Raw genomic sequence first — 14,631 nt, forward strand, 5'->3', positions numbered from 1 at the left:
AATAATATAGAGCGATTTATAGGATTTAAAATATTCTTATTCAAATGAATAAAAATTGAAGAGTTAATTCTTTTAAGAAAATCCGGCAAAAATTTGTATTTTTGTTAGTCTTAATTTTACTATGGCTTCAACAACAGAAATAGATATAAAAAAACAGGTTTTCGTTAAAAATGCACATCTTAACAACCTGAAACACATTGATGTTTTAATCCCGAAAAATAAACTGATTGTTATTACAGGAGTTTCCGGAAGCGGAAAGTCTTCGTTGGCTTTTGATACGATTTATGCTGAAGGACAGAGACGATATGTAGAAAGTCTGAGTTCTTATGCACGTCAGTTTTTAGGTAAATTAGAAAAACCAAAAGTTGATGACATCAAAGGTTTGGCTCCTTCAATTGCTATTCAGCAGAAAGTAATTTCTTCAAATCCAAGATCTACTGTGGGAACTTCTACTGAGATCTACGATTACATGAAGCTTCTTTTTGCGAGAATTGGTAAAACATATTCTCCTGTTTCGGGTGAAGAAGTGAAAAAAGATTCAGTAACTGATGTCATAGATTTTATTAAGAATTCAAAAAACAATGTTCCGTTTTTACTGACGGCTCCGTTAAATTTTGATGTTGAAAGCTTTGCAGATACTTTAAATGTTTTAAAACTGGCTGGTTTCACAAGATTAGAAGTCAACGGAAATCTTGCCGGAATTGAAGATCTGGAAAGTTTTGGTTTCACTCCCGAAAAAGGTATGGAAATCAATTTGGTAATCGACCGTTTTTCGTATGAAGAAGATGAAAGTTTCCTTCAGCGATTGGCAGATTCTATTCAGATGGCTTTTTATGAAGGTCGTGGTTATTGTTCATTAAAAAATACAGAAACCGGAACTGTAAAAAACTTTTCAAATAAATTTGAGCTCGACGGAATAGAATTTCTTGAGCCTAATGTTCATTTTTTTAGTTTTAATAACCCTTTTGGAGCTTGTCCTACTTGTGAAGGTTATGGAAAAGTGATCGGAATTGATGAAGACTTGGTCATTCCAAACAAAGCTTTATCGATTTTTGAAGATGCTGTTGCTTCCTGGAAAGGTGAAACAATGAGCGAATGGAAAAAAGATTTCATTAAAAAAGCGAAAGACTTCCCTATTCATAAGCCTTATCATCAATTAACTAAAGAGCAGAAAAATTACCTTTGGAAAGGTGATGGAAAAGAAAGTTTTCCTTCGTTGAATAATTTCTTCAAAATGCTTGAGGAAAATTTATATAAAATTCAATATCGTGTCATGTTATCACGTTACCGTGGTAAAACGCTTTGCCCGACTTGTGAAGGTTTGCGTTTGCGTGAAGAAACAAGCTGGGTAAAAATCGATGGAAACAACATTCAATCGATGATTGAGCTTCCTTTGGATGAACTTTTACCTTTAATTCAAGGTTTAAAACTTTCAGAACATGATAAAGAAGTTGCCAAAAGATTGTTGTACGAAATAACAACTCGTTTAGAGTTTTTGTTGAAAGTAGGTTTAGGTTATCTTACTTTAAACCGTACTTCAAATACGCTTTCTGGCGGTGAAAGTCAGAGAATTAATTTGGCTACAAGTTTAGGAAGTTCTTTGGTGGGTTCAATTTATATTTTAGATGAACCATCAATCGGATTGCATTCCAGAGATACAGAAAATTTAATTGAAGTTTTAAAAAATCTTCGTGATATAGGAAACACGGTAATCGTTGTGGAACATGATGAAGATGTAATGAGAGCAGCAGATTATATTATTGATATTGGTCCGGAAGCAGGATATTTAGGAGGTGAATTGGTTTTTGCGGGCGATTATAAGGAATTGAAAGATGCCGATACACTAACTTCAAAATACCTCACCGGAAGATTAGAAATAGAAGTTCCGGAAAAGCGCAGAAAAGCAAAAGAATTCATTCATATTAAAGGAGCAAGATCCAATAATCTGAAAAATATCGATGTAGATATTCCTTTGGAAAGTTTGGTCGTTATTTCAGGAGTTTCAGGAAGTGGGAAATCTACTTTAATGAAAGAAATTCTTACAAATGACATTCAGATTCAGCTGGGAATGGGCGGAAAAAAAGGTGATTACGATTCTGTAGAATTTCCAAAAAAACTGATTAAGCATATTGAACTTATTGATCAAAATCCCATAGGAAAATCATCCCGTTCAAATCCTGTAACCTATCTGAAAGCTTATGATGATATTCGTGATCTGTTTTCTAAGCAGAAAAGCGCCAAAATGATGGGCTACAAGCCAAAACATTTTTCTTTCAACGTTGATGGCGGAAGATGTGATGAATGTAAAGGTGAAGGTGTAATCAGCGTTTCGATGCAGTTTATGGCAGACATCGAGCTTGAATGTGAAACCTGTAAAGGAACCCGCTTTAAAAACGAAATTCTTGAAGTAAAATTCGACGAAAAAAACATTTCGGATATTCTTCACATGACAGTAGATGAAGCCTTAGAATTTTTCAGGGAAAATAAAGAAGATAAAATCGTTACAAAACTGACTCCGCTTCAGGATGTCGGTTTGGGATATTTACAACTCGGACAAAGCTCTTCTACTCTTTCAGGAGGTGAAGCGCAGCGTGTGAAACTGGCATCTTTCCTTGTGAAAGGCGTGACAACTGATAAAACCTTATTTGTTTTTGATGAACCTTCTACCGGATTGCATTTCCATGATATTCAAAAATTATTAAAATCTTTACAGGCATTGATCGATCTCGGTCATTCTGTGATTGTTATTGAGCATCAACCGGATATTATGAAATGTGCCGATCATATTATAGATATCGGTCCTGAAGCGGGAAAATACGGCGGAGAAGTTGTTTTCGCAGGAACTCCGGAAGATTTGGCAAAGAATAAGAAATCGCATACGGCGAAATATATTGCTGAAAAATTGTAAACATATTATGAAGTTTCTCTTTTCAACGTTGATAATTTTATTCATCAGTTCTTGTAAAAAAGATGATTCAAAAAATATTGAAAAGAGAGATTTTATTGTTTCTAAATTTAACGATGATATTGAAAAACATTTTCAGGAAGCGAAACTGAAAAATCCTGATTTAGCTATAATTAAAGAAATTAAATTTTACGATTATCCAAAAGGAGCTGTAAATTTTATCTTTTTGAAAGATAACTCAGTCTATTATTATAATGAACAGCTATTCAGTTTAATATGTGGAACTGGATTAGAAAATTTAAAACCGGCAAAAAGAGTTTTGTCTTCAGACAGCTTGAAAATTATAAAATACAGTGAAATTTACAATCATTTAAAAGCGAAGGCTTCAGAAGAAAAAATGAAAGATGGTCGACAAAATTTACGACATTTATCTTTTGCTTTTGAAAATGATACCATTAAAAATTATAATATCTCCAAGCTTTTACAAGATATTGATAGCTTAGGTTATCATTCTTATACTATAAGGAGAATTGCCCCTTTTGAAATAAATGCTTTAAGTAAAACAAAATGATTTCTAAATTTACCCACAGTAAATTGTAAATAATTTGTGAATTTTAACATTAAATTCATATTTCGTATTAAAAATATTGCTACATTTACTATGTAATAAAAATGACATGAATCTTTTTCTTGCCTTTTTCGACTTCGAAATCGCAATTAAATTTGAAATAAAAATTTAAGCACAGCATCGTCGGCTGTGCTTTTTTGTTGTTGTCTAATTAAAAAAATGAGATGTATTTATCTACTGAATCCGCTTCTAAAGAGCGGATTCTTTTAATCTTTAGATTTTACAAAGGCTTTCTCCTTAGAAACCCAGATTCCATTGATAACGTTTTGATCGCGATAAATCCATACATTAATGTATTTCAGGTCTTTAGATTTTTCAAAATCAGCATCGAAAATAATTAATTCTAATGGATCGCTATTTTTCGTATAATCTTTTATATAAGCCGAATTAAACTTGATAGAATTGATTTTTCCTGATTGATTTACTTCTTCGCACTTCTTCTTATAATCACCAAAAAGTTTTCGTTCTAACCTTTTGTCTAAAATAAAATTTGTAAACTGAGAATAATCTTTGTTCTCACATTTTTTATAATATTCTTTGATAAAATTTTCACTCACTTTTACTCTTTCAGTACTGATTTTAGAACTGCTGATTTTTGTGTAATTCTTTTGTGAGAATGCAAATAAATAACTTGTGATTGCAAGTAGAATTATAATTTTTTTCATGGCTATGTGTTTAATATTTTTCAAATTTAAAAATTTAGATCAGTAAATCAAGAATGGTTGATGAAATAAAAAACCGACAAGCAATGCTTATCGGTTCTTGAAAAATGAAAAATTAATATGGATATGAACTGTTTGATGTTTTTAGAATCATATTTAATTCTGAAGCAAATTTATATTTATTTAGAATAAATATAAATAATATTCAACTGACTTTTGTCAGCTTCTCACATTTAGTTCATCCTTCTCTCTTGTTAACTGATCGAGTTTTTTCAATAGTGTAGGGATTCTATACGCCCCAAACATATTTTCGACCTTGATTTTAATATCATCCGAATCAATTCCTACAGTGGTAAGAAATAATGGAGTTTTGCTTTCTCCTCGAAAAATTGTTTTTCTCAAATCGTCTTCGCTCGCAAATCCGTTTTTAGCAATACCGATGACAGGGTATTTTTTATCTAAAGATTCATATAAATAGCCGCCTAATCCTATTTTCCCGTTATTGTCTAAGGTTACATAACCATCAACAATGATAAGATCGCCTTCTTTTAAATCGATTTTCTTTAGCAAACTCAAAATACAGGGCAATTCTCTTTTGTAAAAAGCTCCGCTTTCATAATCGGAACTGATTTCGGTATTTTCTGAATAGATAAAACTTTCCGTTTCAGAAGTCCAGTTTTCAAAGGCAATGCAAACTGTTTTTGCAAAATCTTCGTAATAAAAAGTGTCGAATGCGTAAATCATATTTTAAGAAGTAAAAAATTCCCCGAAATGCCATAAAACTCCCGCCGGATCAAGAAGAAAGCACTCTTTTCCCCAAACTTCGGTCTTTGTAGGAACTAATCGTATTGAATTGTATTTCTCTTTTAAATTTAAAGAAACAAGCTCTTCCCAATAAAGATCTACATTTTCTATTTCAAGGAAAATCATGGTATTTTCAATCCATTCTTTGGCATAATAATCTTGTAAATAAAAGGCAAAATCTCCTTTTTTAAACACCGAAAACTTAGGATCGATCTCAACTTCTTCAAATCCTAAATCTCTGTAAAATGCTCTGCTTTCCGCAAAGTCTTTAGAGCCGATAAAAGGTCTTATTGATTTTATTTTTTGATTCATTATTTTTTGGAATTGGTTAATTGGTTATTAGTTATTAGTTGCGAATGATAGTTTTTCAAAAAGATAAATATTAAATGTTTGCTTTTACTAAAGTGCTGCAATACAGAATACTAAAAAACTGCAAAACTTAAATACTCATTACAAGTGGTTACTTCTTATCTACAACAATTCTTGCTTCACGATTCGCCAGTTCCCAGGCTGTTGCAAAAACCAACTGCGTTCTTTTTTGCAGTAAAGGGAAATCAATTTTGTCAACATCATCTGTCGGTTTGTGATAATCTTCATGAATTCCATCAAAGAAAAATGCTACAGGAATACCATGTTTTGCAAAATTATAATGATCAGAACGGTAATACAATCTGTCCGGATCTTTTGGATCATCATATTTATAGTTCAGTTCCAGATTGTTGGTCTTTTTGTTGGCTGCTTCATTGATTGTTTTCAGTTCTGAGCTCAACATTTCAGAACCAATCACGTATACATAGTTTTTGCCTCTGTTTGCAATATCATCTCTTCCGATCATGTCAATATTTAGATCTGCCACAGTGTTCTCTAAAGGAAAAACAGGATTATCCGAATAATATGACGATCCGAAAAGTCCATGCTCTTCTCCCGTTACATGTAGAAACAAAATTGATCTTTTAGGTCCATTTCCTGCTTTTTTAGCACTTTGAAAAGCTTTGGCAATCTGCATTACTGCAACTGTTCCGCTTCCATCATCATCAGCTCCGTTATAAACCACTCCGTTTTTTGTTCCTACGTGATCGTAATGTGCCGAAATCACAATGATTTCTTCGGGTTTTTCGCTCCCTTCAATAAAAGCCAAAATATTTTCGGAATCCGGTAAATTTCCACCACCTCTTTTATTCATATAAGAAGACGGAACTTTTTGATAATAAGAAGTTAAATTTTTAGGAAACGAAATTCCTAAATCTTTATAAAAATTGATGATGTACTCTCCCGCTTTTTTCTGACCGGGACTTCCCGTGTCTCTTCCTTCCATTTCATCAGATGCAATGACGTATAGATTTTTCTTTAAATCTTTCAGTTTAATTCTTTGATATGCTTTGTTAAAAGCTTTGTCACTTTTTAAATTATTTGAATTTAAATGTTGATCTGAATTCTGATTTTGTGTTGAAATTGCCGAACTTCCACAGCTTGTAAGAAGTATTGCTGAAAATATAGGGAGAAGTAATTTCTTCATGGTAAAAAATATTTGTTTAAAAATAACAAAAATAATTCATCTGCTTACTGCAAACATTTTTTTTATATATTTGATAAACACTATGGAAAAAAATTACGGATTTAATGATTATAAATTTTTCACTGACATGTCTGAGCTTGCTTTCAGGCATAAAAGTTATGATTTATCATTAGGCCTTCCCGATTTTGAAATTGATCCTCGCCTTCGGTATTTTCTTAAAGAATCTGCCGATATGATCAGTCACAGCTACGAATCTCTTTCAGGAAATTCTTTATTGATCAAAAATATTGTTCGGTTTAATTTAAACAGAAAAAACAGTTTATTATTAAAATACGAAGAGGTTAATATTGTTCCTTGTTCTACATTTGGGCTGTACACTTCCTTAAAGTCAATTTTAAATAATGGCGATGAAGTGATTGTTATTCAGCCTTCTTATTATACATATGCTCCGTCAATTGTTATGAATGGCGGTGTTCCGGTTTACTATGATTTGGAAAATGATTTTAAAATTGACTGGGGAAAATTAAAGAAATGTATTTCTGCGAAAACAAAAGCCATCATTGTCAATTCGCCACAAAATCCGACCGGGAAAACGTGGAGTAAAGAAGATTGGGCTCAGTTGTATGAACTTATCAAACATCAGGAAATTTATCTTATTTCTGAAGAAGTTTATGATATTTACCATTACGATAATGAAGAACATTACAGCGCATTTTTGCATCCTGAATTAAGAAAAAAAACATTCTGCATTTTTTCTTTTGGGAAGATGTTCCACGCAACAGGCTGGAAAGTAAGTTATCTTTTAGCTTCAGAAAGTTTGCTTGAAAATTTCAGAAATCATCAGCAATATATTTCTTACAGTTCCAATTCGCCTTGTCAATACGCTATTGCAAAGTATCTTGATGTTTTTGATCCTGCTGAAAATCAAAAAATCATGGAAAATAAACGTAATATTTTTAATGAATTGATACAACCTACCCCTTTGGTTGTTGAAGAAATATCCCAAGGTGGTTTTTTTCAGATCGTAAACTTTAGGAATGTTACTAAAACCATGACTGATGTTGAGTTTTCGAAATGGCTGACTGTAGAAAAAAAGGTTTCTTGTTTGCCTCTTTCTGCGTTTTATAATTCTAAAACAAACTCAGATTATATAAGATTTAGTTTTGCTAAAAAAGATGATGTGATTATTCAGGCTTTGGAGCATTTGAAGAAAGTATTATAAATGTTAGCAAAACCGTATAATTACCCAAATTCACATTTTCAAATTCATTTATAATTCGTTTAAATGGATTGAACAGATGCATAGAAAATAAAAACTTAATAAAAAAATAAACTTTAATGAAGATCTCAAAAAAAATCTTGATGTATTTATGTATCATCATATTATTTTGCTCATGTACCAAAAAAGATCCTTTAATTGGAACATGGAAATTTACTTACAGTCAGGCAAATAATGAAGCGGATAAGTATAAAGAAGATGCTTATTCATCATACACATCATATATAACTTTTTCCGGAGATAATTCTTTTTTGCTCGTAGATAACGGACAATCGAGTCCTATAACTACATCGAATATTCCTAAAGATTCACTTAGTGAAAATAATAATAACACCGAAGTTTATTTCGGAACATGGTCGGTAAAAGACTCAATAATTTATTTTGAAGCTCAAAATCATAAGACAAGACCTGAATTTTCATCCAAAATAATTTCTATGAACACGAGAAATATGAAACTGAATTTTCCTGAACAAATGCAAACAAAGGGAGTAGAATTTAAATATAAAAAAGAAGATTATAATGATGTAAGCCGTTCGAAATATAACTTTACAAATAATGAGCTCAACAAATGGCGTATAAAAAGTAAGAGCAAACAGACAAAAGAAAAAATAAGATCTAAAATTGAAAATGCTTTGGAGTTTTCAATTGCTTTTTTAGAATATCACGAATTTGAAGATAAACTCGCAATGACCCTCTATTTAGAACCTTTGCCTTTCAAATTCTATGGAAATGGAATTGCATTAAAAAATCATTACAAAAACGAAAAGTGGAATGCTTTGTTTTATGATGAAGAAGATGCTTCTATTGCATACGATATGCTTAAAAAAAGCTTCAATAGTGTAGCAAGTATTCCCGATGAAATATCAAAAAATCCAATAAAAATTAATCTTTTCATTCTGAAAGAAACTTTAAAAAACTTAGAATAATCTAAATTAGAGTTTCTTTAAAGCTTGAATATTTTATTTCTAAAAAACAGAAGCACCGCAAATGCAGTGCTTTTATTTTGTTTAATTTTGATTATAAAGAAAGAACTCTTACATCAATTCTTCTGTTTTTTGCGCGACATTCATCGGTGTCATTAGCTTCACAAACAGGATACAGTGAGCCATATCCTTCAGTTTCTACACGATTTCCTGCAATTCCCAGTTCGAGTAATTTCAGTTTTGTAGTCTGAGCTCTTAAATTTGAAAGCTTCACATTCGTGTCCTGATTTCCGGTATTATCTGTGTATCCACCGAGTTTTATTCTCATATTCGGATAAGCATTCATGATTTCAACCAGATTTAATAATTGAGCTTCTGCTTTTTCCTTAATTTCACTTGAACCGCTTTCAAAGTAAAAATTTTCTAGCGTATACCAGTTATTCGGATCTAAAACAGTTTTATCATTACTTTTTATCGCATTATACATCTGAAGCAACTGGCTACCTTCACCAATGGTCAGTTTTTTTCCGCCTTCCAGTTCTACTTCCTGAATTTTTCCTGTATCATAAACAAAATCTCCTTCTTCATTCAGATATCCTTTAATGACTTTTGGTGCCAAAATAACTGTATTGTGTACAGAATTTACGACAACAGGAGTTATTCCAGAAACTTTGGTTAAAGCTTCAATTTTCGCTTTTCTGTTAGCTTCAATCTTATCTTTATGCAACACGGCTAAAGTAGGTGCGATTACAAGCGAAACAATTGACATTAATTTAATCAAAATATTCATTGATGGTCCTGAAGTATCTTTAAACGGATCTCCGACTGTATCTCCTGTAATAGAAGCTTTATGAGGTTCTGAACCTTTGTAATATGTTTGTCCGTTAATGTCGACTCCTTTTTCAAAAGATTTTTTAGCATTATCCCAAGCTCCACCTGCATTATTCTGGAAAATTCCCATTAAAACCCCACAAACAGTTGCTCCGGCAAGAAAACCTCCCAAAACTTCAGGTCCAAAAATAAAACCTATCAATAAAGGAGAAATAATAGCAATCGCTCCTGGAAGCATCATCTTTTTGATGGAGGCATCGGTAGATATCGCTACACATTTTTGATATTCGGGTTCGGCTTTTCCTTCAAGAATTCCTGGAATTTCTCTAAACTGTCTTCTCACTTCTTCTACCATCGCCATTGCAGCCTGTCCAACTGCAGTAATAGCCAAAGATGAAAATATAAACGGAATCATTCCACCGACAAATAACCCGGCTAAAACATCAGCTCTGTAAATATCGATACCGTCAATTCCTGCAATACCCACAAATGCTGCAAATAAAGCTAATGCCGTTAAGGCTGCAGAAGCAATTGCAAATCCTTTCCCAGTTGCAGCGGTTGTATTTCCTACTGCATCTAAAATATCTGTTTTTTCGCGAACTTCTTTTGGTAATTCACTCATTTCGGCGATTCCGCCTGCATTATCTGCAATAGGTCCGAAAGCATCAATTGCCAACTGCATTGCGGTTGTAGCCATCATTCCGGCTGCTGCAATCGCAACACCGTATAATCCGGCGCATAAATAAGATCCATAAATTCCTCCAGCAAGAACAAGAATTGGTAATAGTGTAGATTCCATTCCCACGGAAAGTCCGCCAATAATATTGGTTGCATGTCCCGTAGAAGACTGTCTTACAATACTTGAAACCGGTCTTTTTCCCATCGCAGTATAAAATTCTGTGATGATGCTCATTAAAGTTCCCACAACCAAACCAACGATGATGGCTCCAAAAACTCCCATTTTAGTAAACTCATGACCTCTTAAAACCATATTTTCGGGTAAAAGATAAGTGACCAAGAAATAAGAAGCTATTGCTGTAATAACAATACTTCCCCAGTTTCCTAGGTTTAAAGCATTTTGTACATTGGATGTTGATGAACCTTCGTTATCATTAATTTTAACGAATAAAGTACCAATCATTGAAAAAATAATTCCTGTTCCGGCAATAAGCATCGGTAATAAAATCGGAGCAAAACCTCCAAAAGAATCATTTGAAATCGTTTCTCTTCCCAAAACCATTGTTGCTAAAACGGTTGCTACATACGAACCGAATAAATCGGCTCCCATTCCTGCAACATCACCTACATTATCACCTACATTATCAGCAATTGTAGCCGGATTTCGAGGATCGTCTTCGGGAATTCCCGCTTCTACTTTTCCTACTAAATCTGCTCCAACATCGGCTGCTTTTGTATAAATTCCACCTCCTACTCTTGCAAATAATGCAATAGATTCTGCGCCTAAAGAAAATCCTGTAAGAATTTCTATGGTTCTTTCCATTTCGTGAGAGTTTACGGCAGCATCAGGAGCGAAAATCTGTTTGATAATTAAATAAAGCGCTCCTAAACCTAAAACAGCTAATCCCGCAACTCCCATTCCCATTACAGAACCTCCGGTGAAAGATACTTTCAATGCTTTAGATAAAGAAGTTTTTGCGGCTTCTGCGGTTCTTACGTTGGCTTTTGTAGCGATTTTCATTCCTATAAAACCTGCTAAAGCAGACAATATAGCTCCGATTACAAAGGCAATTCCAATAGTCCAGTGTGAATTGGAATTGGTCATTCCCATTACGGCTAATAAAATGGCAACAATAATTACGAAATACATCATGATCTTGTACTCGGCCTTTAGAAAAGCCATCGCACCGTCAGCGATATGCCCGCTGATTACTTTCATTTTTTCATTTCCAGCATTCTGCTTGCTTACCCAATTACTTTGAATAAAAGTATAGATCAGGGCAATAACACCAAAAATGGGTACTAAAACAAATAAGTCCATAGTTTATTATTTTTATATTAAAAGTTCGTGATTATCTTTATAAATATAATGATTTTTATAAATACTTTGTAAAAGAAAGACTTATTATTCTATTTTTTTGTAAATTTATTGAGCGCCATCCAAACTATTTTGCCATGAAAATTTTACTTTACCTATCTATTTCAGCATTATTCATCAGCAGTTGTCAAACCCAAAAATCAGCAGAATCACTTTATTTTGGCGGAACTATTTTGACAATGGAAGATTCTTCTCCTCAGGTAGAATCTGTCGTCGTAAAAAATGGAAAGATATTTTTTGCAGGATCTAAAACTGATGCAAATCTTCATATCAACAATAAAACAAAGATGATTGATCTGAAAGGCAGAACTTTGTTACCAGGTTTTATAGATGTTCATGGTCATTTCACTTCAAGAGCAGGATTGATACAGGCGATAGATCTATTTCCTGAACCTTATGGTACGGTTAATTCTATTAAAGATTTACAAAATACTATTAGAAATTCTATTCAAAAAAATAAAATTTCAAACAACCAACCAGTTATAGGAAATGGATATGATGATGCGATTATGACAGAAAACCGACATCCAACAAAGGATGAACTTGATGCAATCAGCACAACCAATCCGATTATTGTCATTCATACTTCAGGTCATGCCAGTGTTGCAAATTCTGCGATGCTAAAGTTGCTCAACCTATCAGATTCATCAAAAGATCCTGAAGGCGGACATTTAGGAAGAGATAAGAGTGGAAAACTCAACGGAAAGTTAGAAGAGAATGCAAGTTTTATGGCTTTGCTTACTATTACAGAAAAAATGAAAACTGGTGATTCTAAAGCTCAGGCTATGAATAATCTGATGAAAGCTCAAGAAGAATGGTTGAGTTATGGGCAAACAACCATTTGTGATGGAAGAACCATGGGAGAAAGTGTAGATCTTTTGGAGCAAGCTGCTGCTGAAGGTTTGTTTAAAGCCGATGTCATTTATTTTCCGGATTACGAATACTTTAAAAAAGATTTAGATGTTTTTAAACCTAAATACATGAAATATAAAAATCATTTAAAACTTGGAGGATTTAAATTTTCTGACGACGGTTCTCCTCAAGGTAAAACAGCCTGGCTTACACAGCCTTATCTTGTTCCACCTGAAGGACAATCGAAAGACTACAAAGGCTTCCCGATATTTACAGATGAAACTTTATATGAAGACTTAAAAACCTTATTTCAAAATCATATTACCGCACAACTTCACGTAAATGGCGATGCTGCAATAGATCAGGCAATCCGTGTCATCAAAAAATTAAAAGATGAAAATATCTATACTCCGGAATTGCGTGCAACGTTGATTCATGTGCAAAACAGCCGCCCCGATCACATTCAAAAAATAAAAGAATTGGGTGTTATTCCATCGTATTTTTCTACTCATACTTATTTGTGGGGAGATTGGCATTATTCAAGTGTTTTTGGTTCTGAAAGAGCTTCTTTTATTAGCCCTGCAAATTCGGCATTAAAAGCAGGAATTATTTTTACTATTCATCATGATGCTCCCGTTACTCCACCCGATCTTATCACTGCGGTTTATGCTGCTGTCAACAGAAAAACCCGCTCCGGAAGAATTTTAGGACCTGATGAAAGAATTACACCTCTTGAAGCTTTGAAAGCAATCACCATCAACGCTGCTTATCAATTACAGGAAGAAAATAAAAAAGGCTCTATTAAAGAAGGGAAATTGGCTGATTTTGTGATACTTGATCAGAATCCTTTAACGATTGATCCTGAGAAAATTAGAAGTATTAAAGTTTTAGAAACTATTAAAGAAGATATTCCGGTTTATATTAGAAAATAAATTAATTTCGGAAATCTATTTTAATATTCAGATAAAAAAACAAAAAGGGTAAATGAACAGTTTCATTTACCCTTTTATATTTAAACAAAGAGAATTTTATCCTCCGTATTTGCTTGAATAATCATTTTGTGAAGCTACGATTACTTTTCTTGCGTGCTCTGCTCCGTAAACCTCCTGAATTCTACATTTTGCAGGCTCATCCGGTAAGTTTTTGTACGTTAAGAAATAGTGCATCAATCTTTTTACTTCAGCTTCAGGTAATTCTGAAATATCTCTGAAATGACCGAATGCGTGATCGCTTACCATTACGGCAACAATTTTATCATCAGCTTCACCTCCATCAATCATTTTGAAACCTCCGATTGGAATAGCTTCCATCAAAAGTCCTCCTGAATGAATATTGTGAGAGCTTAATACACAGATATCCAAAGGATCGTGATCTCCCATTGTAACGTCTGTTGCACCACTTTCTACTGCCAATTTCATTACTTCTTCATTACAGTAAGTTCTAGGAACAAAACCATATAATGCAGGAATAATGTTAGAAAACTTCTGAGGTCTGTCTACTTTAAGGTAACCAGTTTCTTTATCTATTTCGTATTTAATTGTGTCTGAAGGTACTATTTCCACGAATACATTGACCACGTTTGGCGCATCTTCTCCTGCAGAAATCCCATGCCACGGATGTGCTTTAAAATTTGGAATCATTATTTATATTTATTATTTAAATTAAGCTATTATTAAAATTTCTCTCCTCAAATCTTCGATAGTTTCTCCGATATAATCGTTATCATTCATGTAATTCATGATGAAAACGGTTTTATATTCATTAAGATTCGGGTTATTATTAAGGCTTTCGTAGGTTTTGTGCAGCAAATCTATGATTGCATTTTTAGAATCTACGATATTCTGCCATGAATTTTTTGTTAAATAAAGTTGCTGTGAAGCATTATATTCAAACTCTTCGTTGATGGTTTTCTCGGTAAGAAATACAAATTCGTGAGCGGCAAGCTCTTTATCAAACTTAAGAATAAGATTTGAAGGTTTTATTCTTTCCAAAAAAAGAGTCATTCTTTCATAAGAATGGGTTTTATTTTCAGAATTCGATTTTACGGAAAGTAATTTTATTTCCTGATTTTTTAAGTTGATGTACGAATACACAAATTGTCTCAGCAAAACCAAAAACGGAATTGCAATAACTAATGCGGCTGCATACGGTAAATAGTCTGAAAAATCTGTCATA

Annotated in this window: 12 protein-coding genes; 5 read left to right on the top strand and 7 right to left on the bottom strand. The window is 33.1% G+C overall.

What is annotated here, in order from left to right; translation table 11 throughout:
* Positions 1–121 precede the first annotated feature (121 nt).
* Positions 122–2,908 (top strand): excinuclease ABC subunit UvrA, encoded by a 2,787-nt coding sequence (gene uvrA / locus OEW74_RS06660; RefSeq protein WP_265427733.1) that lies wholly within the window; start codon positions 122–124, stop codon positions 2,906–2,908.
* A gap of 7 nt (positions 2,909–2,915) precedes the next feature.
* A complete protein-coding gene (locus OEW74_RS06665) occupies positions 2,916–3,476 on the top strand; it encodes a hypothetical protein (RefSeq protein WP_265427734.1) in 561 nt (186 codons plus the stop codon).
* 263 nt (positions 3,477–3,739) lie between these two features.
* On the opposite strand, the gene OEW74_RS06670 is transcribed toward OEW74_RS06665, so the two are convergent.
* The 4 genes from OEW74_RS06670 to OEW74_RS06685 form a co-directional block, all read right to left on the bottom strand.
* Entirely contained in the window at positions 3,740–4,198 is a 459-nt protein-coding gene (locus tag OEW74_RS06670) for a hypothetical protein (protein ID WP_265427735.1), read from the bottom strand.
* Positions 4,199–4,414: 216 nt separating this feature from the next.
* The gene (locus OEW74_RS06675; protein ID WP_265427736.1) at positions 4,415–4,939 is read right to left on the bottom strand and encodes an endonuclease V; all 525 of its coding nucleotides are present in this window, start codon (positions 4,937–4,939) and stop codon (positions 4,415–4,417) included.
* A gap of 3 nt (positions 4,940–4,942) precedes the next feature.
* A complete protein-coding gene (locus OEW74_RS06680) occupies positions 4,943–5,311 on the bottom strand; it encodes a VOC family protein (RefSeq protein WP_265427737.1) in 369 nt (122 codons plus the stop codon).
* Positions 5,312–5,459: 148 nt separating this feature from the next.
* Positions 5,460–6,515 carry a M28 family metallopeptidase gene (locus tag OEW74_RS06685; RefSeq protein WP_265427738.1) on the bottom strand — a complete coding sequence of 352 codons (1,056 nt, stop codon included), beginning with the start codon at positions 6,513–6,515 and terminating at the stop codon, positions 5,460–5,462.
* Between the two features lie 82 nt (positions 6,516–6,597).
* On the opposite strand from OEW74_RS06685, the gene OEW74_RS06690 reads away from it, so the two are divergent.
* Together OEW74_RS06690 and OEW74_RS06695 are read left to right on the top strand one after the other, a co-directional pair.
* Positions 6,598–7,737: an aminotransferase class I/II-fold pyridoxal phosphate-dependent enzyme gene (locus OEW74_RS06690; protein ID WP_265427739.1), complete on the top strand. Its 1,140-nt coding sequence runs from the start codon at positions 6,598–6,600 to the stop codon at positions 7,735–7,737.
* A gap of 116 nt (positions 7,738–7,853) precedes the next feature.
* Positions 7,854–8,720, top strand: a complete 867-nt coding sequence (locus OEW74_RS06695) for a hypothetical protein (RefSeq protein WP_265427740.1) — start codon at positions 7,854–7,856, stop codon at positions 8,718–8,720.
* A gap of 91 nt (positions 8,721–8,811) precedes the next feature.
* On the opposite strand, the gene OEW74_RS06700 is transcribed toward OEW74_RS06695, so the two are convergent.
* Complete coding sequence (locus tag OEW74_RS06700) at positions 8,812–11,547, bottom strand: sodium-translocating pyrophosphatase (RefSeq protein WP_265427741.1); 2,736 nt, start codon at positions 11,545–11,547, stop codon at positions 8,812–8,814.
* Between the two features lie 134 nt (positions 11,548–11,681).
* Between OEW74_RS06700 and OEW74_RS06705 the strand changes: the two genes are divergently transcribed.
* Entirely contained in the window at positions 11,682–13,388 is a 1,707-nt protein-coding gene (locus OEW74_RS06705; RefSeq protein ID WP_265427742.1) for an amidohydrolase, read from the top strand.
* Between the two features lie 96 nt (positions 13,389–13,484).
* Here the strand turns inward: OEW74_RS06705 and OEW74_RS06710 are convergent, their stop codons facing one another.
* The gene (locus OEW74_RS06710) at positions 13,485–14,096 is read right to left on the bottom strand and encodes an inorganic pyrophosphatase (RefSeq protein ID WP_265427743.1); all 612 of its coding nucleotides are present in this window, start codon (positions 14,094–14,096) and stop codon (positions 13,485–13,487) included.
* 21 nt (positions 14,097–14,117) lie between these two features.
* Positions 14,118–14,630, bottom strand: coding sequence for a hypothetical protein (locus tag OEW74_RS06715; RefSeq protein WP_265427744.1), 513 nt, complete (start codon positions 14,628–14,630; stop codon positions 14,118–14,120).
* Position 14,631 lies beyond the last annotated feature (1 nt).

Source organism: Chryseobacterium sp. YIM B08800 (assembly GCF_026163565.1).
GTDB lineage: Bacteria > Bacteroidota > Bacteroidia > Flavobacteriales > Weeksellaceae > Chryseobacterium.

Coding starts and splice junctions, on each gene's coding strand:
- OEW74_RS06695 (WP_265427740.1), top strand. CDS start 7,854: ATGAAGATCTCAAAAAAAATCTTGATGTATTTATGTATCATCATATTA.
- OEW74_RS06675 (WP_265427736.1), bottom strand. CDS start 4,939: ATGATTTACGCATTCGACACTTTTTATTACGAAGATTTTGCAAAAACA.
- OEW74_RS06665 (WP_265427734.1), top strand. CDS start 2,916: ATGAAGTTTCTCTTTTCAACGTTGATAATTTTATTCATCAGTTCTTGT.
- OEW74_RS06670 (WP_265427735.1), bottom strand. CDS start 4,198: ATGAAAAAAATTATAATTCTACTTGCAATCACAAGTTATTTATTTGCA.
- OEW74_RS06690 (WP_265427739.1), top strand. CDS start 6,598: ATGGAAAAAAATTACGGATTTAATGATTATAAATTTTTCACTGACATG.
- OEW74_RS06700 (WP_265427741.1), bottom strand. CDS start 11,547: ATGGACTTATTTGTTTTAGTACCCATTTTTGGTGTTATTGCCCTGATC.
- OEW74_RS06710 (WP_265427743.1), bottom strand. CDS start 14,096: ATGATTCCAAATTTTAAAGCACATCCGTGGCATGGGATTTCTGCAGGA.
- OEW74_RS06680 (WP_265427737.1), bottom strand. CDS start 5,311: ATGAATCAAAAAATAAAATCAATAAGACCTTTTATCGGCTCTAAAGAC.
- OEW74_RS06685 (WP_265427738.1), bottom strand. CDS start 6,515: ATGAAGAAATTACTTCTCCCTATATTTTCAGCAATACTTCTTACAAGC.
- uvrA (WP_265427733.1), top strand. CDS start 122: ATGGCTTCAACAACAGAAATAGATATAAAAAAACAGGTTTTCGTTAAA.
- OEW74_RS06715 (WP_265427744.1), bottom strand. CDS start 14,630: ATGACAGATTTTTCAGACTATTTACCGTATGCAGCCGCATTAGTTATT.
- OEW74_RS06705 (WP_265427742.1), top strand. CDS start 11,682: ATGAAAATTTTACTTTACCTATCTATTTCAGCATTATTCATCAGCAGT.